The organism is Haloleucobacter ellipsoideus (genome assembly GCF_052491725.1).
Map to the genome: position 1 here is coordinate 185,182 of NZ_JBQWAR010000015.1, position 23,768 is coordinate 208,949.

Annotated in this window: 23 protein-coding genes and 4 pseudogenes; 1 reads left to right on the forward strand and 26 read right to left on the reverse strand. The window is 63.8% G+C overall.

Going from position 1 to position 23,768, the window contains the following annotated elements:
- Positions 1-193: 193 nt before the first annotated feature.
- The 20 genes and pseudogenes from ACT6QG_RS04320 to ACT6QG_RS04415 all read right to left on the reverse strand — a co-directional run.
- Positions 194-985, reverse strand: coding sequence for a phytanoyl-CoA dioxygenase family protein (locus tag ACT6QG_RS04320; protein ID WP_099547432.1), 792 nt, complete (start codon positions 983-985; stop codon positions 194-196).
- A gap of 280 nt (positions 986-1,265) precedes the next feature.
- Positions 1,266-1,502, reverse strand: a complete 237-nt coding sequence (locus ACT6QG_RS04325; RefSeq protein WP_099547431.1) for a DUF2274 domain-containing protein — start codon at positions 1,500-1,502, stop codon at positions 1,266-1,268.
- Positions 1,503-1,504: 2 nt separating this feature from the next.
- Positions 1,505-2,641, reverse strand: a complete 1,137-nt coding sequence (locus ACT6QG_RS04330) for a TraB/TrbI/VirB10 family type IV secretion system protein (RefSeq protein WP_099547430.1) — start codon at positions 2,639-2,641, stop codon at positions 1,505-1,507.
- Complete coding sequence (trbG, locus tag ACT6QG_RS04335; protein ID WP_199122726.1) at positions 2,638-3,633, reverse strand: P-type conjugative transfer protein TrbG; 996 nt, start codon at positions 3,631-3,633, stop codon at positions 2,638-2,640. The genes ACT6QG_RS04330 and trbG overlap by 4 nt, the downstream gene beginning before the upstream one ends.
- A complete protein-coding gene (gene trbF, locus ACT6QG_RS04340) occupies positions 3,630-4,319 on the reverse strand; it encodes a conjugal transfer protein TrbF (RefSeq protein ID WP_444976372.1) in 690 nt (229 codons plus the stop codon). The genes trbG and trbF overlap by 4 nt, the downstream gene beginning before the upstream one ends.
- Complete coding sequence (gene trbL / locus ACT6QG_RS04345; protein WP_444976373.1) at positions 4,316-5,707, reverse strand: P-type conjugative transfer protein TrbL; 1,392 nt, start codon at positions 5,705-5,707, stop codon at positions 4,316-4,318. The genes trbF and trbL overlap by 4 nt, the downstream gene beginning before the upstream one ends.
- Before the next feature lie 2 nt (positions 5,708-5,709).
- Positions 5,710-5,982: a putative entry exclusion protein TrbK-alt gene (gene trbK-alt, locus ACT6QG_RS04350; protein WP_444976374.1), complete on the reverse strand. Its 273-nt coding sequence runs from the start codon at positions 5,980-5,982 to the stop codon at positions 5,710-5,712.
- Between the two features lie 14 nt (positions 5,983-5,996).
- The gene (gene trbJ, locus ACT6QG_RS04355) at positions 5,997-6,773 is read right to left on the reverse strand and encodes a P-type conjugative transfer protein TrbJ (RefSeq protein ID WP_444976375.1); all 777 of its coding nucleotides are present in this window, start codon (positions 6,771-6,773) and stop codon (positions 5,997-5,999) included.
- The gene (gene trbE, locus ACT6QG_RS04360) at positions 6,770-9,262 is read right to left on the reverse strand and encodes a conjugal transfer protein TrbE (RefSeq protein WP_444976376.1); all 2,493 of its coding nucleotides are present in this window, start codon (positions 9,260-9,262) and stop codon (positions 6,770-6,772) included. Before trbE ends, trbJ begins: the two co-directional genes overlap by 4 nt.
- 13 nt (positions 9,263-9,275) lie before the next feature.
- Positions 9,276-9,557 (reverse strand): VirB3 family type IV secretion system protein, encoded by a 282-nt coding sequence (locus ACT6QG_RS04365; RefSeq protein ID WP_029074213.1) that lies wholly within the window; start codon positions 9,555-9,557, stop codon positions 9,276-9,278.
- Entirely contained in the window at positions 9,557-9,889 is a 333-nt protein-coding gene (locus ACT6QG_RS04370) for a TrbC/VirB2 family type IV secretion system protein (RefSeq protein ID WP_029074212.1), read from the reverse strand. The genes ACT6QG_RS04365 and ACT6QG_RS04370 overlap by 1 nt, the downstream gene beginning before the upstream one ends.
- Positions 9,886-10,881, reverse strand: coding sequence for a P-type conjugative transfer ATPase TrbB (gene trbB, locus ACT6QG_RS04375; RefSeq protein WP_444976377.1), 996 nt, complete (start codon positions 10,879-10,881; stop codon positions 9,886-9,888). Before trbB ends, ACT6QG_RS04370 begins: the two co-directional genes overlap by 4 nt.
- Positions 10,882-11,027: 146 nt before the next feature.
- Positions 11,028-11,507 (reverse strand): hypothetical protein, encoded by a 480-nt coding sequence (locus tag ACT6QG_RS04380; protein WP_029074210.1) that lies wholly within the window; start codon positions 11,505-11,507, stop codon positions 11,028-11,030.
- Between the two features lie 10 nt (positions 11,508-11,517).
- Complete coding sequence (locus ACT6QG_RS04385; protein ID WP_099547422.1) at positions 11,518-13,506, reverse strand: conjugal transfer protein TraG; 1,989 nt, start codon at positions 13,504-13,506, stop codon at positions 11,518-11,520.
- Between the two features lie 131 nt (positions 13,507-13,637).
- On the reverse strand, positions 13,638-14,621 hold the full coding sequence (locus ACT6QG_RS04390) for a LysR family transcriptional regulator (RefSeq protein WP_051231116.1): 984 nt from the start codon (positions 14,619-14,621) through the stop codon (positions 13,638-13,640).
- Between the two features lie 27 nt (positions 14,622-14,648).
- Positions 14,649-15,863, reverse strand: a complete 1,215-nt coding sequence (gene floR, locus ACT6QG_RS04395; RefSeq protein ID WP_099547421.1) for a chloramphenicol/florfenicol efflux MFS transporter FloR — start codon at positions 15,861-15,863, stop codon at positions 14,649-14,651.
- A 314-nt stretch (positions 15,864-16,177) separates the two neighbouring features.
- Complete coding sequence (locus tag ACT6QG_RS04400) at positions 16,178-17,140, reverse strand: LysR family transcriptional regulator (protein ID WP_029074207.1); 963 nt, start codon at positions 17,138-17,140, stop codon at positions 16,178-16,180.
- Between the two features lie 12 nt (positions 17,141-17,152).
- On the reverse strand, positions 17,153-18,148 hold the full coding sequence (gene rlmN / locus ACT6QG_RS04405; protein WP_207896397.1) for a 23S rRNA (adenine(2503)-C(2))-methyltransferase RlmN: 996 nt from the start codon (positions 18,146-18,148) through the stop codon (positions 17,153-17,155).
- Between the two features lie 171 nt (positions 18,149-18,319).
- On the reverse strand, positions 18,320-18,715 hold the full coding sequence (locus ACT6QG_RS04410) for a hypothetical protein (protein WP_230998746.1): 396 nt from the start codon (positions 18,713-18,715) through the stop codon (positions 18,320-18,322).
- Positions 18,716-18,739: 24 nt separating this feature from the next.
- Positions 18,740-18,889: pseudogene (locus tag ACT6QG_RS04415) on the reverse strand (TetR/AcrR family transcriptional regulator); the annotation flags it as partial.
- Between the two features lie 24 nt (positions 18,890-18,913).
- On the opposite strand from ACT6QG_RS04415, the gene ACT6QG_RS04420 reads away from it, so the two are divergent.
- A protein-coding gene (locus ACT6QG_RS04420; protein ID WP_313922339.1) for an IS5 family transposase occupies positions 18,914-19,671 on the forward strand; the annotation gives its coding sequence in 2 pieces (ribosomal slippage) (positions 18,914-19,247 and positions 19,247-19,671; 759 coding nt in all).
- 160 nt (positions 19,672-19,831) lie between these two features.
- Here the strand turns inward: ACT6QG_RS04420 and ACT6QG_RS04425 are convergent.
- The 6 genes and pseudogenes from ACT6QG_RS04425 to ACT6QG_RS04450 form a co-directional block, all read right to left on the reverse strand.
- A complete protein-coding gene (locus ACT6QG_RS04425; RefSeq protein ID WP_371413031.1) occupies positions 19,832-21,229 on the reverse strand; it encodes a DUF3363 domain-containing protein in 1,398 nt (465 codons plus the stop codon).
- A 9-nt stretch (positions 21,230-21,238) separates the two neighbouring features.
- A pseudogene (locus ACT6QG_RS04430) lies at positions 21,239-21,886 on the reverse strand (relaxase/mobilization nuclease domain-containing protein); the annotation flags it as partial.
- Positions 21,883-22,203: a hypothetical protein gene (locus ACT6QG_RS04435; RefSeq protein ID WP_444976378.1), complete on the reverse strand. Its 321-nt coding sequence runs from the start codon at positions 22,201-22,203 to the stop codon at positions 21,883-21,885. The pseudogene ACT6QG_RS04430 and the gene ACT6QG_RS04435, both read right to left, overlap by 4 nt.
- Positions 22,200-22,709, reverse strand: a pseudogene (locus tag ACT6QG_RS04440) (lytic transglycosylase domain-containing protein); the annotation flags it as partial. The gene ACT6QG_RS04435 and the pseudogene ACT6QG_RS04440, both read right to left, overlap by 4 nt.
- A pseudogene (locus tag ACT6QG_RS04445) lies at positions 22,696-23,136 on the reverse strand (replication initiator protein A); the annotation flags it as partial. The pseudogenes ACT6QG_RS04445 and ACT6QG_RS04440, both read right to left, overlap by 14 nt.
- Complete coding sequence (locus tag ACT6QG_RS04450; protein WP_444976379.1) at positions 23,136-23,312, reverse strand: hypothetical protein; 177 nt, start codon at positions 23,310-23,312, stop codon at positions 23,136-23,138. The pseudogene ACT6QG_RS04445 and the gene ACT6QG_RS04450, both read right to left, overlap by 1 nt.
- Positions 23,313-23,768: the final 456 nt, after the last annotated feature.

Here is a 23,768-nt window from a genome sequence, read left to right on the forward strand (position 1 = left end):
ATCCTCCTTGGCTCTGGTGGATTCCGGGGCACTCACGGTCCCGGAATTAAGCGAACCATGGAGGGCAGTCGGCGGCCTGTAGCGTGCCGCATTTGCGCCTATGCGCTGGCGGCACCCCTGCGTCAGTTGCAGAGACACTAGCGGATAACCAGCAACATCCGGGGCCGCGTTGCGGCCCCGGATGCCTCTTGGCTTAGAACGTCAGCCTACATGCCTGACGGATGGCGATCTGGACCGGCGATGGAGGTAGCGCCGGATCAAACTCGTCCTTCGGCAGCAGCGGCGGCTGTGCCATGAAACGCGGCTGCTCCCCTCGATGAGGTTGCGCCGCATGGACGATGAATGGGTGACATAGGTAGACGGTGCCCGCCGCACCTGTTGCCAACGCAACATCGCAACCTTCCGTAGAGGCGTAGCCATTCTCGGAAAGTTGCCTGAGTGTCGCGCCTGCATTGCCGTAGGGCAGCAACTCACGTGCAATCGCCGCATGTGACCCTTTTCGTATTTTCGTAGGCGCGTCATTGGGACCAACATCCGAAAACAGAAACAGCATCAACAAGGCGCGTCCGCTACTCTTAACGTTGGCCCGCCACTCCATGAAATCTGGATTGTCGGTGCCAAAGCTCACGTCCACATGCCAGCCGTCGTCACCGGGAGATTCTGGTGACGGAAAGCGGATGGGAAAGGTTCCAACACCTTTGGGGGCAAGCCATCGGCCTTCCCCAACGAGTTGGTCGTAGGCTTTGTGCAGTTGCGGCGTGTTAGCAGCTTCGATGAAGGGGGGCGACGACTTGAACCCCACTCGAACAACGGGTTGAGTCCAGTTTTCAGGTTCGTCCGGTGACAGACCTATATCCGCCCACAACTCGTCCCTCCCTTGCTTTGCAAGGTTGGCGCTGAAGGCATTTTCGATTTTGACAAACCCATCGTCAATGAAGCTCTGGACCTGACCAGAAGTCAGGCCGACATGCTTAGATTTAGGCATTACAAACACATTCTCCGTTCGGCCTCCGCGTCAGCAGGGCCGTCTTAATCTGAACGGCGCAGGTGCGCCGGCACGACTTTCAGTCGTTCAGATCAGCGGGAAGAATGTGGAAATGAACATCATGGGTGTAACGTATGCTCCGTAGCGGATGGTTTCAAGGGCGCATGACGAAGCACATGCCGCGTCGCAGGATGCTTGATGGTTAGCATATCCCCGTCATGGAAAACAGGTAGCTGCGTACAATTTTTTGCTCTTGCCACGCACATATACCAACTCAAGCTCATGTTTTTATGGTCTGTCCTGCTTCCCGCCGTGCCTTTGCGAAACCGCGATCCGTGGCGATGAACCGCTCCAGCATGGGCACGATCAGCCTGACGGGATCGGCGGCGGACTGGCCGCTCTCGCGGGCCAGCACCTCGGCATAGGCGACCAGATCGCGGTGAAGCGGCGCGGGCAGCTCTACCGTCACCTTGACGGGCTTGTCGTCGGGCAGCGGGCCGAGTTTCAGCTTGGTCATTGTCAACCTCCTGCCGGCTCGAACACAAGGTCGCGGGTGACGATGATCCTGACCGGGAAGCCGGGCCGGATGGTGAGCGTCGGCGCGACCTGCAACTGGCGCTGAACGATCTGCTGGCCCGCCTGATTGACGGTATCCTGCGCACCGTCGCGGATGGCCCGGATAAGCCGGTCCTCGTCGCTGGTCGCCAACTCCGTCCCGACCGCGAGCAGCGTGGACAGTCCGGCCGCCTTCATCAGATCCCACCAATGATAATCGACGCCATCCTCAAGGCCGGCGTAACCGCTGGCGTCCGCGCCCGGCAGGCGCTCCAGAACGATGGAACGGCCGCCCGGCAGGATCAGGCGGTTCCACACCAAAAGCACCCTGCGCTGGCCGAAGGTCACGCCGTCATCATATTGGCCGATGATGCGGGTGCCCTGCGGGATCAACAACAGCGAGCCGGTCGGGCTGTCATAGACGTTCTCGGTGACTTGCGCTGTGATCTGGCCCGGAAGGTCGGAGCGAATGCCGGTTATCAACGCAGCGGGGATCACGGCCCCGGCCTGAAGGATATAGGGCGATGCCGGCGGCGCGACACGATCCGGCGCGACGGTCTGCCGGTCCACGGGTCCATTGAGGAAAGCCGTGTGCCGATCCTGCGTCGCAGGCTGTCCACCAAGGCCAAGACCGGCAAGGCCGGGCATGGCCGTTCCTGCTGGTGCTCCCGTGCGCGGGCCGGACTGGAAAAACAGGTTGCTCAAGCGCGCGGCTTCTTCCTCGGCGCGGCGGCGTTCTTCCTCTGGATCGACGGCGGGCGTCGCCATGACGGGCGGTGCAACCGGCTGGCCCCTGTTCTGCGCATCGAGGATGGGGCGGCCCAAATCTCCGGGCAGCGCGGGGCCGAGAACCGGGCCGGTATAGTCGCGCGGCAAGCCCGACAGGCCGTCCGCCGTGGGCCGGTTCTCGGTAGAATAGAGTTCCTCGCCGCCCGGTCCTGCATCGCGGGTCTGGAGAGCGTAGATGAGCGCCCCGCCGATGCCGAGCAAGGCGACGGCACCGACGCCTGCCAGCATCTTGCGGGACAGGCGGGTGACGCGGGGCGTTTCGGCGCGTAGCCGCATGGGCGCGGCGGTGTCGGTGATAGTGGTGTCTGTCATGACGGGGAGTCTCCGGTCGCGCTGGCGGGCTGCGCGGCGGCGGCCTGCGGCGGGTTGATGCGGACGATCCTGACCGTCTGCTGGCGGCTGCCGCTGCCAAGGCGCAGCTCGGCCGCGCCGAACAGGCGGTCCACGATCAGGATGTTCTGATGGACGCGGCTGTTGACGATCTGCGGCTCGCCATCGGAGCCGAGCACGAAGATCGGCGGCATCTCGCCCTGCACGATCCCGGCCGGGAAGACGACATAGACGCGGCGGCCATCGTCGAAGACGGAGATGGGTCGCCATGGCGGGCTATCGCCTGTCAGGCCGTAGCGGTAGTTCCTCGCAGCCTCGGCCGGGATGATCGGCGCGGCCGGGACGGTCTGGCGCTGGCCTGCTGGCGGTGTGGGATAGGCCCATGCCACGGCCGGCATGTAGAGCGTTTCCCGCGCGCGCAGCTCGATCATGTAAGTGCGCCGGTCGGTGGTGACGACAAGGTTGGTGGAAATGTCCGTGCGTGTCGGCTTCACAAGGATATGGACGCGGCGGTTCGCACCGCTGCCGCTCTCGGTGTCGCCGATGATCCAACGCGCGGTGTCGCCGGCCGCGATCGGCCCCGCGCCGGTCAGGCTCTCGCCCGGCTCCAGCGCAATGGTCGTGATCTGCCCAACTGCGGCATAGACCTGATAGAGCGCGCCTTCGCTCCACGGATAAATCTGGATCGCGTTGTAGTAGCCTTCGCGGCGCGGCTCGACGCGGGCGGCGGCGTTGGCATTCTCGACGCGGCCGGTCGGCGTGCCGGCAGCCTCGCCGCCCCGCGCCACGGTCCATGCCGGCGGGACATGCAGCGGCCGGGGCGTGTCGTTGGTGACGGCCGCCTGCACGGTCGGCAGCGGCGGCACGGTATCGTCATAGCTCCATTGCTGGGCGCGATTGGTGGCGCAGCCCGCAAGCATGGTGGCCGAAAGCAGCATGGCGGCAACGGCCGGGGTGCGGGTGATCGTCCTCATTGGCTCATCTCCCGCGACCATGAAATTGCGTTGACGTAGATTCCGAGCGGATTGGCGCGCAGGCGCTCGGCATTGCGCGGTGGCTGGATCACGATGGTCAGGATCGCGGTCCAGCGTTCGGTCGTGGCGAGCTGGCCGCTCTCGAAATGGAGTTCGGTCCACGCTACCCGAAAGCTGTTGGGGGATGCGCGGATGACGCTCGAGACCTCGACGGCGACCTGCTGACGGCCGACCTTGGCAAAGGGATCATTGGCGCGGGCGTAGTCGTTCAAGGCAGCCGCGCCGCGATCCGTGGTCCACTCATAAGCCCGAAGCCAATTCTGGCGGACGATGATGGCGTCGGCCGGGATCGCGCGGACCTGCTCGATGAAGCGGCCGAGATGGAAAGCGATCTGCGGGTCAGTCGGGCGATAATCCGCGTTCGCGGGCGCGACGGTCTGCGCCTGTCCGAGATTATCGACCTGCACCACCCAAGGCACCACGGTCCCCCGTGCGGATTGCCAGACCAGCGCCGAGGCGAAGCCGGCGGAAAGGATCAGAGAACCGAAGGCCATGAGCCGCCAGTTCCTCGCCTGCACGCGGGCCGAGCCGATACGCTCGTCCCACGCCTGCGCGGCCTTCTGATATGGCGTCTCGGGTTCGGGTGATTTGCCGTAATGGGTTGCGGGTCGTTTGAAGATGCTCATGAGCGGTCACTTTCGGAAAGGTTGACGGAGGAACCGGAGCCGTGGCTGTCGCCGGAGCGAACGGCATGTGCTGACATGGTGGTGCCGTGATTGAGGGCCTGCCGGCGCTGCATCCGCTGCGCCCAAGCCGGAGGACCAGCGGGGGAAGTCGGCGGCGCGGCTGCCGCAGTGGCGCTGGCGCTGGCGCTGCCTACCGTGCCCATGGAGGACGCGCCGCCCGTCGCACCGAAACCGGCGCGCACGCCATCGGCGAAGCTGGACTTGACGCTTTCGCTTACTTGGGATGTTGCATTAGAGGCAGCGCGTTTTAGCGGCGAGATGGCGGCCGAGCCTGCGGCGCGTGCAACACCGCCGAGGCCGGAAGCAACGCCTGCCGCTCCGGTCTGGCCGAGTGAGCCTAGGCTATATGCAGCGGTCGCCGCTCCCGCGGCCGTCGCGCCGCCGCGAACGGCCGCGGCCCCACCGGACAGGGCAGCAGCGCCGCCCTTCGCGGCCAGCATGGCCCCGCCGCCAGCCGCCGCGCCGCCCGCAAGCACCATGCCGCCGGCAGCGAGGCCCGTGCCTACGGCAGCACCCGCCCCGAGCTGCGGGCCGCCCGAGACGATGCCGTTGGCGATGCCGGGGCCGAAGATGCCGAGGCCGAGCAGCGACAGCGCGGCGAGCACAATCGCCATGGCGTCGTCGATACTCGGGGTCTGGCCACCGAAACCGGCCGTGAACTGCGAAAACAAGGTGCTGCCGATGCCGATGATGACGGCGAGCACCAAGACCTTGATGCCGGACGACACTACGTTGCCCAAGACCTTCTCGGCCATGAAGGCAGTCTTGCCGAACAGGCCGAACGGGATCAGCACGAAGCCGGCAAGCGTCGTCAGCTTGAACTCCAGCAAAGTCACGAAAAGCTGGATGGCGAGGATGAAAAACGCCAACACCACCAGCGCCCATGCGAACAGCAGGCACGCGATCTGGATGAAGTTTTCAAAGAAGGCGATCCAGCCCATCAGGTCGGAAATGGAATCGAGCAGCGGGCGGCCGGCGTCGAGGCCGGTCTGCGCGATGCGGCCCGGCCGTATCAGATCGGCGACCGAAAAGCTGGTGCCGGACGCCATCAGGCCGAGGCCGGCGAAGCTCTCGAAGACGATACGGGCGAGGTTGTTCCAGTTTGAAATGATGTAGGCGAAGACGCCGACAAACAGGGTCTTCTTGACCAGCCGGGCGATAATGTCGTCATCCGCGCCCCATGCCCAAAAGAGCGCGGCGAGCGTCACGTCGATGACAATGAGCGTCGTGGCGATGAAGGCGACCTCGCCGCCGAGCAGGCCGAAACCGCTGTCGATGTAGGAGGTGAAGACCCCGAGGAAATTGTCGATGACGCCCGTGTTGCCCATGGTCAGCGCGCCTCGCTGCGGTCGCGGTCGCGGCCGAGGAAGCGGTCGCGGGATTCCGCCCATGCGGCGAGGCAGTCGGCATCGCTGGCGGCTGCCTCGCCGAGCTGCTGGCAGCGGCGCAAGGTTTCGCGCAGGGGATCGGCTGGCGGCTGGAAGGCCGAGGCCGGGGGCGGCGCGGAAGGTTCATCCTTCCGCGCCATGTCTATTGCGGTCGCCGTGACGGCGATGGCGATGAACACCACGGCCCCGAGCCGGGCCAGCATCTTGCCGTCCATGGCGAGCCTCCCGGTCAGTTGTTGCCGTTGTTGAACATCTGCGCGTTGCCCGGCTGGTAGCCGGTGCCGGGCGTGAGGAAGCGACGGCGCTGCTCGCGGCCTTGTTCGGCGGCGGTCGCACGCTCGGCCTCGGTCAGCGCGTCGGCGCGGCCGTTTGCAGAGATGACCGCGATCAGGTCGGAAAGCTGTTGGCTTTGCAGGGCGAGAAGCTGGTTGCCGGCCTGCGTGGCTTGCAGCGCGCCGGTCGCGCCTTGGCTCTGGCCGACAAGCGCGGCCATCTCGGCGCGGTTGCTGTCGATATTGCCGACGACGCCCGCCTGCACGCGCATGGCGTCCTGCAAGCCGCCAACCGTATTTTCCCAACGGCCACGCGCGTCGGCGACAAGCTGGGCGTCGGTCGCCGAGAGCGAGACATTGCCGTATTGCTGCTGGAACGCTTGGTCGATCTGGCCGACCTCGAACGCGAGATTTTGGGCCTGCCCGAGAAGCTGTTGCGTGCGCTGGACGTTCTGCTGGAGCTGCTGGAGCGACGAATACGGCAGGCTCGCCAGATTGCGGGCCTGATTGATGAGCATCTGCGCCTCGTTCTGGAGGCTGGTGATCTGGTGATTGATCTGCTCCAGCGTGCGCGCGGCCGTGAGCACGTTCTGCGCGTAGTTGGACGGGTCATAGACGATGCGGCCGAAGCCGAATTGCGCATGGGCCGGGCTTGCCAACATGGGCGAAAGCGCGACGGGCACGGCGAGCGCCAGCGCGAGGGCCGAGGCTCCGACGATCTTGGGATAGGTCATGGAAGAATCTCCTGTGTGGGGTGGGTATCGAGCCGGGCCGGCGCGGCGGATTCCGGCCGGTCGGCAAGATTGGTGAGGTTCGGGATCAGGTCGGCCGCCCACTCGACGCCGCGATGGCGTAGCCAGCCGGCGAGGAAACCGGCGCGGCCGTGCTCGGCATGGATGCGCGCGATTTCGGTCTGGTCGGATTTGGCGGATGCGGCGCAGAGCGCAAGGCCGACTTCGGACAGGCCAAGCTCGAACAGGCGATTGCCCCTGCGGCTTTGGCAGTAATAATCCCGCTTGGGCGTGGCCCGCGCGAGGATTTCGATCTGCCTGTCATTGAGGCCGAAGCGGCGATAGATGGCGGTGATCTGCGGCTCGATGGCCCGCTCGTTCGGCAGCAGGAGCCGCGTCGGGCAGCTCTCGATAATCGCGGGCGCGATGTTGCTGCCGTCGATGTCGGACAGACTTTGCGTGGCGAAGATGACCGATGCGTTTTTCTTGCGCAGCGTTTTCAGCCATTCGCGGAGCTGGCCGGCGAAACCCTCGTCGTCCAGCGCAAGCCAGCCTTCATCTATGATGAGCAGCGTCGGCCGCCCGTCGAGCCGGTCGCCGATACGATGGAACAGATAGGCGAGCACGGCGGGAGCCGCGCCGGTCCCGACAAGGCCCTCGATCTCGAACGCCTGCACGTCCGCCGATCCCAAATGCTCTGTCTCGGCGTCGAGCAGCCGGCCATAGGCCCCGCCGACGCAGAACGGCCGGAGCGCCTGTTTCAGATCGTTGGATTGCAGCAGCACCGCAAGGCCGGTGATGGTGCGTTCTTCGACCGGCGCGGAGGCGAGCGAAGTCAGCGCCGTCCAAAGATGCTCTTTGACCTCGGGCGTGAGGGCGATGCCTTCGCGCATGAGGATGGCGGCAATCCAGTCCGCCGCCCATGCGCGTTCATAGGTGTCGTGGATGCGGGCGAGCGGCTGGAGCGAAACGGACGCCTCGTCCCCTTCCGTGAGGCCACCGCCCAAATCGTGCCAATCCCCGCCCATGGCGAGCGCGGCGGCGCGGATGCTGCCGCCGAAGTCGAAGGCGAAGACTTGGCTGGCCGCATAGCGCCGGAACTGCAAGGCCATGAGCGCCAGCAGCACGGATTTGCCCGCGCCGGTCGGCCCGACGACAAGCGTATGGCCTACGTCGCCGACATGGAGACTTAGCCGGAACGGGGTTGAGCCTTCGGTCTTTCCAAAGAGCAAAGGGGGTGCACCGAAATGCTCGTCCCGTTCCGGCCCCGCCCACACCGCCGAAAGCGGGATCATGTGGGCGAGATTCAAAGTGCTGATGGGTGGCTGCCGCACATTCGCGTAGGCGTGTCCGGGCAGGCTGCCGAGCCATGCGTCAACCGCGTTGACCGTCTCGGGCATGGCGGTGAAGTCGCGGCCCTGAACGATCTTCTCGACCAGGCGCAGCTTCTCGTCGGCAAGGCGCGGGTCGGCATCCCAAACGGTGACGGTCGCCGTGACGTAGGCCATGCCCGCCACGTCCGCCCCAAGCTCCTGCAACGCCATGTCGGCGTCGAGCGCCTTGTTGGCGGCGTCGGTGTCCACCAGAGCGGACGCCTCGTTCGTCATGACCTCTTTCAGAATCGCGGCGACGCTCTTGCGCTTGGCGAACCATTGGCGACGGATGCGGGTCAGCAGCCGGGTCGCATCGGTCTTGTCGAGCAGGATCGCGCGCGTGCTCCACCTGTAGGGGAACGGCAGCCGGTTCATTTCGTCGAGCAGGCCCGGCGTCGTCGCGGTCGGGAATCCCACGATGGTCAGGACGCGCAGATGCGCGTCGCCAAGGCGCGGCTCCAGCCCGCCGGTCAACGGCTGGTCGGCGAGCAGCGCGTCGAGGTGCATGGGCACCTCGGGCACGTGCACGCGATGGCGGTTGGTCGAGATGGTGGAATGGAGATAGGTCAGCGTCGCGCCGTCATCCATCCAACGGCACTCGGGCATGAAGCCGTCGAGCAAGGCCAGCACGCGGTCGGTGCGGTCGATGAAGCCGCGCAGCAGTTCCCACGGGTCCACGCCCGCTTTCTCGCGGCCCTCATAGAGCCATGCCTCAGTGCGAGCGGCTTCCTCGGCCGGGGGCAGATAGAGGAAGGTGAGGAAGTAGCCGGACACGAAATGCGCGCCCGCTTCCTCGAAACCGGCTTTGCGCTCCGCATCGACCAGCGCCGACGCGGGATCGGGAAAGATGCTATCGGGATAGGTCGCCGCCTCGCTGCGCTGTGCCTCGACGAAGATGCTCCAGCCGGAGCCGAGACGGCGCACGGCGTTGTTGATGCGGCCGGCGACGGCGACCAGCTCGGCCGCGACGGCGGAATCCAGATCGGGGCCGCGAAACTTCGCGGTCCTCTGAAAACTCCCATCCTTGTTCAAGACGACGCCGGAGCCGACCAGTGCCGCCCATGGCAGATAGTCGGCGAGTCGGGTGGCGGTGCTGCGGTATTCGGCAAGGTTCATCATCGACGCGCCTCCCTCACACCGCCAGATGGCCGGGGATGCGCAGATGCCGCCGCCCGACCTCGACAAAGAGGGGATCGCGCTTTGCCGCCCACACGGCCGCGAAATGACCGATGGCCCAGATGGCGATGCCGACCAGCCAGAGGCGCAGGCCGAGGCCCACGGCCCCGGCCAGCGTGCCGTTCAGAATCGCGATGGAGCGCGGTGCGCCGCCGAGCAAAATATGCTCGGTCAGCGCCCGATGGACCGGGACCGTGAACCCCGGCACCGCGTCGAGCTGTTCGAGGCCGCCCGCCATCAGATGAGCGCCCCGCCGCCGAACGAGAAGAACGACAGGAAGAAGCTCGACGCCGCGAAGGCGATGGACAGGCCGAACACGATCTGGATCAGCTTGCGAAAGCCGCCGCCCGTATCGCCGAAGGCCAAAGTCAGGCCGGTCACGATGATGATGATGACGGCGATGATCTTGGCAACCGGCCCTTCGATGGACTGGAGGATGCTTTGGAGCGGTGCTTCCCACGGCATCGACGAACCGGACGCATGGGCGGCCGGGGCGAGCATGAAGCTGATGACAAGGGTGGATGCGGCGGTCGCGGCGAAGCGATAGCCGCGCGAAATCGTGCGGATCATGAAGATTCTCCTGTGCTGGTGGGGATTGCCAAAGGGATGGGATGCGTGATGCGGTAGTCGCCGTCCGGTCCCAGCCCTTCGACGCGGGCGAGTTCGGCCAGCCGGCGCGCGGAACCGCGCCCGGAAAGGACGGCAACGAGGTCGATTGTCTCGGCGATCAGGGCGCGCTGGACGGTGACGACAGCCTCTTGGATGAGCTGTTCAAGGCGGCGCAGCGCGCCGATGCCGGTGCCTGCATGAATGGTGCCGATCCCGCCCGGATGGCCCGTGCCCCATGCTTTGAGCAGGTCGAGGGCTTCCGATCCGCGCACCTCGCCGATAGGGATGCGGTCGGGGCGCAGGCGCAGCGAGGACCGGACCAGATCGGAAAGCGTCGCCACGCCGTCTTTCGTCCGCATGGCGACAAGATTGGGCGCGGCGCATTGCAGCTCGCGCGTGTCCTCGATGATGACGACGCGATCCGCCGTCTTCGCCACCTCGGCGAGCAGCGCATTGGTCAGCGTGGTTTTGCCGGTGCTGGTGCCGCCCGCTACCAAGATATTGGCGCGGGATGCGACGGCTTCGCGCAGCGTTTCCGCCTGATCGGTGGACATGATGCTCGCCGCCACATAGTCGTCGAGCGTGAACACCGCGACGGCGGGCTTGCGGATGGCGAAGGTCGGGGCAGCGACCACGGGCGGCAATAGCCCTTCAAACCGCTCCCCGCTCTCGGGCAGTTCGGCCGAGACGCGGGGGCTGCGGGCATGAACCTCCGCGCCGACATGATGCGCGACTAGCCGAACGATGCGTTCGCCATCGGCGGCGGACAGTCGCTCGCCCGTGTCGGAAAGCCCTTCGGATAGCCGGTCCACCCAAAGGCGACCGTCCGGGTTCAGCATCACCTCGACGACGGCCGGGTCTTCGAGCAGCCGGGCAATGGCGGGGCCGAGCGCGGTGCGCAACATGCGCGCGCCGCGCGCGATGGATTCCGGTTTTTGGTGGTTGGTGGTCATGTCGGCCCCGTTTCTTCATGGGGCGCGACAGGCAATCCCCAGATCGGGGTCGATTAAGAGAGACCGAAATGCGGCCGGTTCAACAAGTATCTATGAGGCGGCGGTGATCGGCGGCGAACGGCGGTAAATAGGATGGGTCCGAATACTCATTCTTGATCGCCGTTGCTCTCGGACTCGTCCGGCAACTGATCGTCGGGAAGTGAGTCGAGGTCACGCGACAGCTCCTTGAGGAACCTGTCGCCCGTCGCCAGACGCCGGCCGAGATTTTGCATGAAGCCCTCGAACCGCTCCGCGCCTTTCGCTCGGGCAGCGGATTGTGCGGCTCCCGTAAGCGGCGGTGTGATGGTCATCCAGAAATGGATGAACTGCGCGACCGTCTCGCCGAGGACGGCGAGATCCAGGTCGAGCGTGTCGATCTGGCGGCCGAGCTTGTCCATGCGGCGCGACATGGCGGCTTCAAGCTGGTCGTCGGCATCGCCGGACAGGTAAGATATGACCGCCGCCTCCACGATGGCGGATTTTGAGACATTACGGCGCAGCGCCACCGAGCGGCGCAGCGCCATCGCTTCGATCTGCGGAATGAGCGCGGGGTCGAAATAGAGATTCAGGCGGGTTCTGGTTGCCATGGTCGTGTCCTCAAAGGTCGATTCCGTCATCGGGGTTCAATGCGACCTGCCGCGCGACCATCCTCATACGTTGGCGCATGGCGCGGGCCTTGGCCGCGTCAACGTCCGGCTCGTCGTCCACAAACTCGAACTCCTGTTCGGGTGATGGCGGCGGGGCGACGATTTCCTCATGCTCAGGCAGCTCCGGCTCGCGGCGGATGCCAGCATTGGCCGGATCGCCCTCGGCCCCGTGTGCGGCGTCGGTCGCGGAATGGCTTTCCGCCGCGACCACACGGCCGGACCAATCATCGGCGGATGGACTGGGCGCCAGCGGAGCGGCGACCAGATCGGGCGGGGTCAGGATGCGTTCCTGCAACCGCGCGTCCTCGAAATAGCGGGCCTTGGTCGCGCGGATCGGCGGTGTGCCCGCGACCATCACGATTTCATCGGTGGGCGGAAGCTGCATGATTTCGCCCGGCGTGAGTAGCGGGCGGGCCGTCTCCTGCCGTGAAACCATGAGATGCCCAAGCCACGGGGCCAATCTGTGCCCGGCGTAGTTGGTGGAGTCGCGCAGTTCGGTCGCGGTGCCGAGTGCGTCGCTCACCCGCTTGGCCGTCCTTTCGTCGTTCGTGGCGAAGCTGACGCGCACATGGCAGTTGTCGAGGATCGCGTTGTTCGGGCCATAGGCGCGCTCGATCTGGTTGAGGCTCTGCGCGATCAGGAAGCCTTTGATTCCATACCCCGCCATGAAGGCGAGCGCCGATTCAAAGAAGTCGAGCCGGCCGAGCGCCGGAAACTCGTCCAGCATCAACAGCAGCCGATGGCGCTTGCCGGAGGTGGTCAGTTCCTCGGTCAACCGCCTGCCGATCTGGTTGAGGATCAGGCGAATGAGCGGCTTGGTGCGGTTTATGTCGGATGGCGGCACGACCAGATAGAGCGTGACGGGCTGGCGGCTGCCGACCAGGTCGGCAATGCGCCAGTCGCACCGCGCCGTCACCCGCGCCACCACGGGATCGCGGTAGAGGCCGAGAAACGACATGGCGGTGGAGAGCACGCCCGACCGCTCGTTCTCGGATTTGTTCAACAGTTCGCGGGCGGACGACGCGATGACGGGATGAGCGCCTGCTTCGCCGAGATGCGGCGTGTCCATCATCGCGCGCAAGGTTGCCTCGACCGGGCGGCGGGGATCGGACAGGAAGTTGGCGACGCCCGCCAAGGTCTTGTCCTTCTCCGCATAGAGAACATGCAGGATCGCGCCGACCAGCAAGCTATGGCTGGTCTTTTCCCAATGGTTGCGCTTGTCGAGACTGCCTTCGGGATCGACCAGAATATCCGCGATATTCTGCACGTCGCGGACTTCCCATTCGCCTTGCCGGACTTCGAGCAACGGATTGTAGGCGGACGATCTGGCGTTCGTGGGATCGAACAGCAGCACACGGCCATGCTTCGCGCGAAAGCCCGCTGTCAGGGTCCAGTTCTCGCCCTTTATGTCGTGAACGATGGCGGATGCCGGCCATGTCAGCAGCGTCGGCACCACCAGCCCGACACCTTTGCCGCTGCGCGTCGGGGCGAAGCATAGGACATGCTCAGGACCATCATGGCGCAGATAGTCCCGGTCGTATCGGCCGAGCAGGACGCCATCGGGGCCGAGCAATCCGGCCGCATGGATTTCCTTGCCCTCGGCCCATCGCGCCGATCCATAGGTGGCGACGTTGCGCGCTTCCCGCGCCCGGATGATCGACATGAAGATGGCGGCGGCGATGGCGAGGAAGCCGCCCGATACCGCGATGATGCCGCCCTCGACGAAGATCGCGGGCGCGTAGGCGTCGAACGAAAACCACCACCAGAAGAAGGCGGGCGGATAATAGACCGGCAGGCCCGCCAGCTCGAACCATGGTGCTCCAAGCTGCGGCTGGAAGCCGAGGCGGAACGCCGTCCATTGCGTCGCTGCCCACACCATCACCAGAACGATGGTGAAGACGGCACCAATCTGCCCCCAAAGGATTCGGCCTCCGCGCATACAGGCTCCAGTCGGCAAAAAAAGACGGAGCCGATCAGAGAGTAGGCAAAATCGGGACGGGCAACAGGAAAGAGGATGCCGGAGGGCTGCCGGATACTATCGGCGGCAAATAGGACGGGTCGCCTTTGCCGTTATCGTGCCGGTCGAGTGCCATCTAGGAAACGATTGGGCGAATCGCCGTCACGCTTCATTTTGCCTGCGAGGTTGAGTAGATTTTTCAGTGCGGAGCTGCGATTGAACGGCGACCAGACGGCTGTAAAGGCAACCGGCTCCGGTTCATCGAGGAAGGGCAGGAAGACGATGCCGGTCGTCGGCAATAATGACGTGGCCTCGCCGACGATAGTGATGCCGAAGCCTTGTCCGACCATAGATAGCAGCGTGCCGCGCCCCACATCAAAGCGCAGGATCGACGGTGCGGGCCAACGCCCGGCAAGGCGCAGCACGATATGGTCATGGACCTGCGGGCCGGTGCCACCATAGCGAACAATGAAAGTCTCGCCGACCAGATCGGACCAAGTGATTGCGGACTGCCCGGCGAGGCGATGCCCATCCGATAGCACCACCACCAGCGGTTCGGTCCAGATCGGTCGGGTATGGCAGTCGGGCATCTCGGGCTTGCCCGCGACGAACGCCACGTCGAGCTGGTCAGCACGAAGCTGCATCACCGCATCGCGGGCCGTGCCTTCGGTTATCTCGACCTCAATGCCGGTATGGGCTTCCCGATAATGACGGATCAGCTCCGTGAGAAAGCTGCGTGGGATCAAGGCATGGATGCCGATGCGAAGCCGGCCACATTCTCCTTGAGCTGTCATGCCGGCGGTCTTCACCGCGTGATCGAGTTGATCGACACCCGCCGTGACACGCTCCATGAAGTGCCTGCCTGCGTCTGTTAGCCGAACGCCCCGCGCATGGCGCTCAAACAGCAGGATACCAAGGTTATCCTCCAGCGCTTTCACACGCGCGCTGACGCTCGACTGGCTGACGCCGAGTGCCTTGGCCGCATGCCGAAAATTCAGATGCTCGGCGACGGCGATGAACTGAACAAGGGAAATGAGCGGTATCCTGCCAGACAGGATACCGCCATTCACGAGGTTTCGATGGTTAGTGCGCCGCATCGGAGCGGGCCTGCCACCAGTCGTCGGTTAGACGACTGGCGACTTCTCGGTGGCAGTCCCACGGAGCCGAAGGAGCGCCAGCCCCAACGACACCAGCACTGCCATCGCCGTGGCGTAACAGATCACCGGCCACGCTGTGTCACCGTTTAACAGCGTCACCGCCAATGTCCCGACAATGCTGACTATCAGGCTTTGAACGCAGAAGTAGAACGCGACCGCTGATCCTGCGATGTCGTCGAACTCTGCCAAAGCGCCGTTCGCGGTAACGGACACAGTGAAGACAATGGCGACCGCCATGAGCCACATCGGCACGATGAAGGTGAGGAATGACGGCGAACCGAAGAGTTCGCCGATCCCCAACAGGACCGCCCCGAAAACGAGCAACGCCATTCCACGCGCTACGCATCCCGCGATGCCCCATCTGGTGACAAAGGACTTCGCGAAACGAGTTGTCACGATCATTACAAGCGCGACAGTGGCGAAGGCAAAGCTGAATCCGATCTCGGAATATTCCGCTTGGCCTATGAGCACACGGGGAGCCGTCGAGAAGAAGACGAAGAAGGTGCCCATACCGGCGCTAAAGCCGATGGTGTAAACCCAAAAAGCCGGACTCGCGAAGATCGGCAAAACAGATCGGCGCGTCTTCGCTTGATCCAGAGGGCGGGTTTCGTGCCACCTGAAACCCGCATTTAGGAGTGCGAGCATCGCCAGTATAGCCAAAGCAATGAATATCGCCTGCCATCCCAAGAACTCGCCGATCAACGCTCCGGCGATAGGGCCGAGCGCAGGTACGAACGCCAGCATCGAACTGAAAAGGCCGTAGATGACGACACCCTCAGGACGACTGGCATAAACGTCGCGAACCGTCGCGAACGTCGCCACCAGCATGGCCGACGCGCCGACTGCTTGAAGCAGACGGAAAGCGACAAAGGCTGGTGCAGTTGAAGACCAAGCTGCTCCCAGAGACGCAATGACGAAAGCCGTTGCGCCCGCAAGTAGAATTGGCCGTCGCCCGATGCGGTCTGAGAGCGGACCAAAAATCACCTGGCCCACACCGAGCATCACAATATAGAGGCTCAACGTGAGTTGGATCATGGCGGGCGTCGTGTTCAGGATGCCGGGCATCGCTGGAACGACGGGGAGATAAATATCCATCGCCAGTGAAGCGAGGATGTCGAAGGGAGCCATCAGCAGTAGGGCTGCCGGCAGCGTATAGGCCCATGCAGGGCGTGTGATGGTCATGATAAGTCAACCGCTCGATTAAGAAATCTCGGGCGGCGTCTGCACATCAGCAATCACATGGGATTGGTCTCACAGAGCGCCGCAACAACAATTTTGCTGTTGCGGCTTACTTGTCTGCTGACTTTGGATTTCCCATGCTGACCACTCCACGATCACAAATTTGACTAGCTATCACTTATACGATCAGCTGTTGCCTCGCAATGCCGTATCGCTGGCTCGTAGCCACCCAATCCCCCGCTGTTGACGTTCCCGTCATTCTTGGCCGTATGAAACCCCTATGCCTTGCTTTGGCGGTTGGCTGGAACGGCAGAGGTTCAGTCGACGCGGATCAGCCGACCCATTTCTTTTGCGAGAGAGAGCAGATCACGGAGCGCGGCGCTTCGATTGAACGGCGACCAGACGGCGGTAAAGGCAACCGGCTCTGGCTCATCGGCGAAAGGCAGGAAGGTGATGCCGGCAGTCGGCAGCAGTGCCGTCGCTGCCCCGACGATGGTAATGCCGAATCCCTGTCCGACCATGGATAGTAGCGTGCCACGTCCTACGTCGAAGCGCAGTATCGAAGGCGCGGGCCAGCGCCCGGCAAGGCGCAGCACGATATGGTCATGAACCTGCGGGCCAGTGCCACCATAGCGGACAAGGAAGGTTTCGCCGACCAGATCGGCCCAAGTGATTGCCGGCTGCCCGGCAAGACGATGCCTATCCGGTAGCACCGCTACCAGCGATTCAGTCCAGACCGGCCGTGTATGGCAGTCGGGCAGCTCTGGTGTGCCAGCGACGAACGCCACGTCCAGCCGGTCGGCACGAAGCTGCATGACCGCATCGCGGGCCGTGCCTTCGGTGATTTCGACCTCGATGCCGGGATGGTTTTCCCGATACTGCCCGATCAGATCGGCGAGGAAGCTGCGCGGAATCAAGGCATGGACGCCGATGCGCAGGCGGCCCCATTCCCCCGTCGCCGCCATGCCTGCGGTCTTCACCGCATGGTCGAGTTGATCGACGCCGGCTGCGATCCGCTCGACGAAGTGGCGTCCGGCTTCGGTCAACCGAACGCCACGCGCACGACGCTCGAACAGGAGGATGCCAAGGTCTTCTTCCAGCGCCTTCACGCGGGCGCTGACGCTGGATTGTGCAACCCCGAGTGCGTTCGCTGCGTGGCGGAAGTTGAGATATTCAGCGACCGCAAGCGTCTGGATCAGCGACAAGAGAGGTATGCGCGACCCGAGCAGCGTTTCACTTGATCGGAAGGCATCGTTCGCATGTCTTTTCGAACGCCGCATCCTATGCTCCCGCTAGGCGGCCTTTTTTGTGGCTCCGCGTTTTTCGACCGGGATTCCGCGCAGATCGCGCAACCAGAGCTGACCGCATGCCGCCGAAATATCCCGCCCCTGTGTATCCCGCACCACGACCGGCACACCGGCGCGATCCAGCACTTCACGGAAAAGTCCGAGGCTGCGGTCGCCGGTTCGATCAAGCGCGATGCCATCGACAGGATTCCAGCGCATAAGGTTCACACGCGCCCTTCGCTTGTTCATGAGACCGGCAAGCCGTTTCGCATCAGCAAGCGTGTCGTTGATGCCGGGGAGGACCAGATAGACAAAGGTGACGATCCGGTTGTGCCGTTCCGCCCATGACGAAGCGCGCGCGATGACCTCCTTGATGTCGTGCTTACGCGATCCGGGGATGAGACGGTCGCGAACTTCCTGCGTCGTCGCATGCAGCGATATAGTCAGATTGATCGCCAGATGCTCTTCTCGCAATTGCGCTAGAGCCTTCGGTATGCCGATGGTCGAAAGCGTGATTCCCGTGGTGGGAAAATTCATCCCTCGCCGGTCGCGCAGGATACGAATCGCCTTCATCACCTGCTCGTAGTTGTTCAAAGGCTCGCCGATGCCCATGAACACGATCCGGTTGACCTTCGGCCCGAGTTGAACGACCTGTTCGACAATCTCGCCCGCCGAAAGGTTGCGCTTGAGGCCGGCTTGGCCGGAAGCGCAGAACTGGCAGGCGAAGGCACATCCAACCTGTGACGAAATACAGGCGGTGTGTCCGTCGTGACGACGGATCAGAACGCTTTCAACGGCATAACCGTCATGAAGGCCGAAAAGCACCTTCTGCGACCGACCGCCGCGCTCATGCGTGATTTTGCGAAGGCTCCGCAACTGGACGCCCCGAGCCTCTGACCAGTTCCGCAAGGCGCGCGGCAGGTCCATGTGTGGGCAGAACAGGTCGCGATAGGCGATTTGCGGCCCGCTGCTCGCGTTCAACGCATCGAACTCGTCGGCCATGAGGTTCAGCGCCAAGGTTGGCGCAGGCAGTGCTTTTTGTCGTTCGGCCCCCAACGGGCTGGGTTCTTGTATAGGCATGATAGTCGTTCCGGGTTTCCGTGCCCGGCGATACCGTGGCGCATGCCTTATAAATAACCGACACGACTGTTATAAACAACCCTCCAGATGGTGTTACCCGAACACATGGTCGGGATAGAGGACGGACAGAAGCATGTGGGTGCGCTTGGTCATGAAAGCCGCTAGCTCGCCTTCCGGCTCAACGAGCCATTGCATGCAAGACCCCTGAATGACCGTCTGAATCAAGCCGGCGGTATGCTCGGGTGGGCGCGGCCCGGCGGGCAGTCGTGCCTCGATAGCTTTCAGGACCAGTCTGTTCCGCTCCGCCGCAAGGGCGCGAAGCGACGGCTCCTGAACGTCTCCCCACAATAGAAGAAGGTAGCCTTCCGTTCCGGCACCGTCACCCATACCGGCGATGAGGTCCTTGAGCATCGCCCACAGCGGATCGAGGCCCTTTTCGGGACTCGCACCCGCGAAATAGTCGCGCACCTCCTGCGTGTTGCGCTCCATGACCTTTAGATGCAGCGTCGCCTTGTCTTTGAACCGCTGGATCAGTGCAGCCCGCGAGATGCCGACCGCTTCCGCAACATCGGAGAGGGTGAAGGCCGATGGACCTTTCTGAAGAAGGATGCCTAGCGCGGTATCTAGGCTCAGGACCCATTGATTGGCCGAGGGCGATGTGATTCAGGCTCCGCGAGGAGACTGAGCATGAGCGACCTGTATTGGCTAACGGACGAGCAGATGGCGCGCCTTTCGCCATATTTTCCCAAGAGCCACGGCAAGCCCCGGGTTGACGACCGGCGGGTCCTGAGCGGGATCATCTTCGTCAACCGGAACGGCCTGCGCTGGCGGGATGCGCCCAGAGAATACGGGCCGCACAAGACATTGTATAACCGCTGGAAACGGTGGGGCGAAATGGGCGTGTTCACTCGGATGATGGAAGGCCTGTCTGCCCAGAAAGCCGAGCCGCAGACCGTCATGATCGACGCAACCTATCTCAAGGCCCACCGCACGGCTTCCAGCCTTGGGGTAAAAAAGGGGATCTTGGGCGCCTGATCGGACGGACCAAGGGCGGCATGAACACCAAGTTGCACGCCGTGACTGATGCAAACGGCCGCCCTTTGAGCTTCTTCATCACGGCTGGCCAGGTCAGCGATTACACCGGTGCAGCGGCCTTGCTCGACGATTTGCCCAAGGCCAAGTGGATGCTCGCCGACCGCGGCTATGACGCTGACTGGTTCAGAGATGCGCTGGAGCAAAAGGGCATCAAACCGTGCATTCCGGGCCGCAAATCCCGCTCTCTGCCCGTCAAATACGACAAGCGGCGGTACAAACGGCGTAACCGCATCGAGATCATGTTCGGCCGCCTGAAGGACTGGCGCCGCGTGGCAACGCGATATGACCGCTGCCCAACCGTCTACTTCTCCGCACTCGCACTGGCCGCCACCGTGCTCTTCTGGCTGTGATCAGTGAGTCCTGAGCCTAGAATGAACTCATCGCTATGAAGTTTCGGTCTCGGCATATCTTCTTTTCTACTGCTCGCTTGAATGATGGCCCCTACAATAGCCGGCATCCAGCGTGAGATACACGGGGCATGATAGATACCGGATGAAACACGCGTATGTGCTAAAGGCCAAGGTCATGCCTTCGCCCCAACTGCCACGACACCGATCCGCCCTGCACGACGCCAGTGATCTCGCGGCCGAGCTGGCGGTCGATCACCGGCCGCCACGGGACAAGCGTGAACTCATGGCTCTTTTCCACCACGGCGAACTTGCCGCTCGATAGCTGAACGGTCCCGGTGAACTTGCCGCTGACGTTCTCGCCGTCCGTGGCGGCACGGAACGGCAACCCCTTGCCCTCGGCCATCTCCGCGCCAATGCGGGCAACCTCCCGCTCGCGCAAGGTGGCGAGAAGGCTGCGCCGGTAGAAGATGCGGCCGTTCCGTGCTCGGGTGGCATCGCCCTGTTCGATGTGATGCTCGCGCCGCTGGTCCATCGCCTCACGCACCTGCTGGCCGAAGCCGGCCGGCGCAAGGTCGGCCGTTTCGCCATGGACCAATCGCCGGTCCAGCCATGTCGTGCCGTCCGATCCGATCTGCTTGCCTAGATCGACCGGGGAAAGGATGCGAACGCTGGCCTGCCGGTCACGGCCGGCGTCATAGGCGGCGGCGCGGCTGACCAGATCATCGGGGATGCGCCATTGGTCGGCGTCGATCCTCTCGACGATCCCGGCGCGGCGCAATGCCTCCAGTCGCCGGACATGGGCATCGACATAGCCCTCATAATCGCCGCCCGGAACGCGGCCCTCGAACTTCGCCTGCTCCAGATGGCGGCTCGGACGATAGATGCCGTCCTCGGTGATGGCGGCAATGGCGCGTTCGGACGGTCGGGCGGTCGCCTCGGCCGGGCCGATCTGGACGACGCTGCAAACGCGGGCGTCCTCCAGCCGCTCGGGCGCGATGCCTGCGATGTGGTGCGTCCTGCCGTCGATCCCGTCCACCACAATGGTCAGGTTCTCGCCCAGCTCGTCCGACAGGTGCTTGTCCACGACGCGGCCGACGATGGGTGTCTCTGGCGCTCCGTCATGGATTTGAAAGCTCATGGGATCGCGTTCGCCTCCCTGCGGGCCGAGCGCCTTCTGCATGGTGCGGATAATGTCGCCGCGCTCGCCCAACTCGCGCAGGGCCGGCTCCATGTCCTTGCTCAACTCCCAAACGCCGGGCGCGTGCTCGGTCGCCAGTCCCATCTTCTCCAGCTTGGCGAGACGGCGCAGGCGTAAGGTGCGCTCGAACTGGCGGCGCGGTGCGGCCGGTTCATGGCGCAGGTCGAGGAACCGGGCATCGGCTTCCTCGGCCATGGCGCGGTCAATCCGGGTGAAGCGGTCCTGGTCTATCTCGGCCGACAGCTTGCGGGTCTGCTCGATTTCGGTGACGGGGCCGAGTTCCAGACTGGCAAGCTCGCTGGCGCGCTCCCGTAGGCCGTTGGCGAGGTAGTCGCCATTGATGATTAGATCCTCGCCCATCTCGTCGCGGCCGTTGACGATGACATGCACATGGGGATGGCCGGTGTTGTAGTGGTTGACGGCGACCCAATCGAGTTTCGTGCCGAGGTCGGCTTCCACCTGCTTCATGAAATCGCGGGTGTAGGCCGTGAGGTCCGATAGCTCCGCGCCATCCTCGGGCGAGACGATGAATCTGAACTGGTGGCGGTCGTCCTTGCCGCGATCAAGGAAGGCGTCGCCATCGGCGCGGTCCTCGGTCGCCGAATAGAGCCGGCCCCGCTCGCCGTCGCGTGACGTGCCGTCGCGCTGGACATAGCGCAGATGCGCGCGGGCGCGTGCGCCCTTCCACGCGGCCCGAACGCTGCGCTGCTTGACGATCACGCGGCGGCTGCCGGGCTGGCGATGATGCCATTGGCCGGAGATGTTCCGAGCGCGCACGAAGCTCGCGCCCCGGCCGCGCTTCACGCCCTTGCCGCTGGCGACCACGGCACGGGACCGCCCCGGCGATGACGGGCGAGCGGATGACGGCATGGAAGGATCGCGGGAGGCTGCTGCCTGATGCTGCCGGGTGATCTTCTTGACCTGCGTGAAAAAGCTCTTGGTCTTGCCGGCCTTCGGTGTGTCGGATCGGATACGGCCCGGCTTCGGACGGAAGCGGTTTTCATCGTCGGCGCTCATGGGCGCGACTCCTGATAAAACAACCGAAAAACGGCTGATATGGGCCTATGGTGCCGCTCGAAACCCAGCAAAGCCAAGGCTTTGTGCGAAATCGCGGCACGCGACCCCTCAAAACCATGGTGCCGGAACCGGCCACCTAACCAGTGTGCAGACAACAACAATTTCCAGAAGCGGCCCGATATGGTGCCGTCTTCTTTAATCTTGCCCTCCGCCCTTTCTGCCTTTTCTGCCCCTCCTGCCGGTAAACCTGCCGGGCGTAAACCTGACCGACCGGATGCCAAAACCAAAGCGGCCGAACGCGGGAACGCCGCGCTCATGGCGTTTCCCCGTCGCTGGCGCTCGCCACGAAAATGCTACCGTCCTGCGGCTCCGCACGGGCGGGGTCGCGCGCCGGAATGGCAGCGTGGCCGTCGCCTGATTGCGCCTCGGACGGCGGTGCGGCGGCAGCTCGCGTGTCGTCGGGGCGCATGACGAATAGCGGTGCCTCGCGCCAATCGGGCGGCGGTGCCGGCTGTGGGGATAGCGTATCCGATGGAGCCGCGCCGCCAAGGATCGGGGCGAGCGCGGCGACATAGGCGCGCGTCTCGGCGGGAAGCGGTCGGCCTGTCGCGCTGTGCTCGTTGTAGCGGCCGGGACCGGCATTGTAGGCCGCCAGCATCGCCGCGACATTGCCGTAGCGGTCGAACATTTCGCGCAGATAGGCGGTGCCGGCGAGGATGTTGTCGCGCGGGTCGTAGGGATCGCGGCCGAGGCCATGGCGGACGCGCAGGCCCGCCCATGTGTCGGGCATCACCTGCATCAATCCCATCGCGCCGGCCGACGCGGTAAAGCCATCGCTCGATGCCGCCAATCAGCCGGAAATAGGCCGGGTCGATGGTTAGGACCAGCGAACGGTCGATGACGCTGTTGTAGAACCATTCGGGCAGGACGAACTCCATGCCCTCGACGCGGCCGGCGCGCGTCGTCATTTCCTCCCACTCGTTGATCCATGAGAATTGCCGGCGACGCCAATGCGGGCCGTTGCGGATGGTGGTGGCTATGACGGTCGATTGCAGCCGCGCCAGCGCGGCCTTGAGCAACAGATATTGGTGATTGCCGGTCGGCCGCCCGATGGCGCGCAACAGATGGTAGGGCGTGAATCGGACAAAGCGCGAAGTGGCAAGGCCGTCATTCTCGGCCGCGACGATCTGCGAGGCCGCCCATATCAGCACATCGGCGTCCCATATGGTCGCCATGCCGTGCTCGGGCATCAGACAGCTCCTATCAACACACGATGTCCCATCATCGCTCGCTTTTCAACTGATGTAATATTATCAAGCGGTATTGTTTCAAGTACTTCTCCGAGCAAGCCCTTGAGATAAAAATATATTCGTTGATCAGTGGCAATAAATTTGCCATTTTGTTGGGTTTCTTTTCCGCTGCCCATTATCTCGCCGATGTGTCATGATAGATTTACCTTAACCTCTTCGTAGATCTTTAGCTTCATTTCTGCAAATACGCGCACGTGATTGTCTTCAACACCGTTCATTTTCGCCCCGGATGTTTGGCTCAAGACTAAAGCTTCAAATTTTCAACGCATGTTTGAACGTATGTTTGATGGTCTCGCAAAAAGCTATCCGCAACTACCATTGACGGAACCCTCCAGCGAGCGCGGTGCAGTCAGGACCTAATGTCCGCTTTTTGGGAAGTCGAGGGTTGGTGCCGGACGGCTGGAATGGGGGCGCTCAGCTGCCTTCGCGCTCTAGGCTGTATCGACATTCAGAGGATTCCCAAAGGGAGCGATGTCTGATTCATGGGTTTCCGCATTTGCGGAGGCATCATGGGGATCAAGCGATACGAGTTGAGCGATGCGCAGTGGCGTCGGATTGAACCGCTGCTGCCT

Bases quoted from the DNA above. Each gene is read 5' to 3' on its own strand.
- ACT6QG_RS04320 (WP_099547432.1), bottom strand. From the start codon at position 985: ATGCCTAAATCTAAGCATGTCGGCCTGACTTCTGGTCAGGTCCAGAGC.
- ACT6QG_RS04325 (WP_099547431.1), bottom strand. From the start codon at position 1,502: ATGACCAAGCTGAAACTCGGCCCGCTGCCCGACGACAAGCCCGTCAAG.
- ACT6QG_RS04330 (WP_099547430.1), bottom strand. From the start codon at position 2,641: ATGACAGACACCACTATCACCGACACCGCCGCGCCCATGCGGCTACGC.
- trbG (WP_199122726.1), bottom strand. From the start codon at position 3,633: ATGAGGACGATCACCCGCACCCCGGCCGTTGCCGCCATGCTGCTTTCG.
- trbF (WP_444976372.1), bottom strand. From the start codon at position 4,319: ATGAGCATCTTCAAACGACCCGCAACCCATTACGGCAAATCACCCGAA.
- trbL (WP_444976373.1), bottom strand. From the start codon at position 5,707: ATGGGCAACACGGGCGTCATCGACAATTTCCTCGGGGTCTTCACCTCC.
- trbK-alt (WP_444976374.1), bottom strand. From the start codon at position 5,982: ATGGACGGCAAGATGCTGGCCCGGCTCGGGGCCGTGGTGTTCATCGCC.
- trbJ (WP_444976375.1), bottom strand. From the start codon at position 6,773: ATGACCTATCCCAAGATCGTCGGAGCCTCGGCCCTCGCGCTGGCGCTC.
- trbE (WP_444976376.1), bottom strand. From the start codon at position 9,262: ATGATGAACCTTGCCGAATACCGCAGCACCGCCACCCGACTCGCCGAC.
- ACT6QG_RS04365 (WP_029074213.1), bottom strand. From the start codon at position 9,557: ATGGCGGGCGGCCTCGAACAGCTCGACGCGGTGCCGGGGTTCACGGTC.
- ACT6QG_RS04370 (WP_029074212.1), bottom strand. From the start codon at position 9,889: ATGATCCGCACGATTTCGCGCGGCTATCGCTTCGCCGCGACCGCCGCA.
- trbB (WP_444976377.1), bottom strand. From the start codon at position 10,881: ATGACCACCAACCACCAAAAACCGGAATCCATCGCGCGCGGCGCGCGC.
- ACT6QG_RS04380 (WP_029074210.1), bottom strand. From the start codon at position 11,507: ATGGCAACCAGAACCCGCCTGAATCTCTATTTCGACCCCGCGCTCATT.
- ACT6QG_RS04385 (WP_099547422.1), bottom strand. From the start codon at position 13,506: ATGCGCGGAGGCCGAATCCTTTGGGGGCAGATTGGTGCCGTCTTCACC.
- ACT6QG_RS04390 (WP_051231116.1), bottom strand. From the start codon at position 14,621: ATGCGGCGCACTAACCATCGAAACCTCGTGAATGGCGGTATCCTGTCT.
- floR (WP_099547421.1), bottom strand. From the start codon at position 15,863: ATGACCATCACACGCCCTGCATGGGCCTATACGCTGCCGGCAGCCCTA.
- ACT6QG_RS04400 (WP_029074207.1), bottom strand. From the start codon at position 17,140: ATGCGGCGTTCGAAAAGACATGCGAACGATGCCTTCCGATCAAGTGAA.
- rlmN (WP_207896397.1), bottom strand. From the start codon at position 18,148: ATGGCCGACGAGTTCGATGCGTTGAACGCGAGCAGCGGGCCGCAAATC.
- ACT6QG_RS04410 (WP_230998746.1), bottom strand. From the start codon at position 18,715: ATGGAGCGCAACACGCAGGAGGTGCGCGACTATTTCGCGGGTGCGAGT.
- ACT6QG_RS04425 (WP_371413031.1), bottom strand. From the start codon at position 21,229: ATGGGCGAGGATCTAATCATCAATGGCGACTACCTCGCCAACGGCCTA.
- ACT6QG_RS04435 (WP_444976378.1), bottom strand. From the start codon at position 22,203: ATGAGCGCGGCGTTCCCGCGTTCGGCCGCTTTGGTTTTGGCATCCGGT.
- ACT6QG_RS04450 (WP_444976379.1), bottom strand. From the start codon at position 23,312: ATGGGCAGCGGAAAAGAAACCCAACAAAATGGCAAATTTATTGCCACT.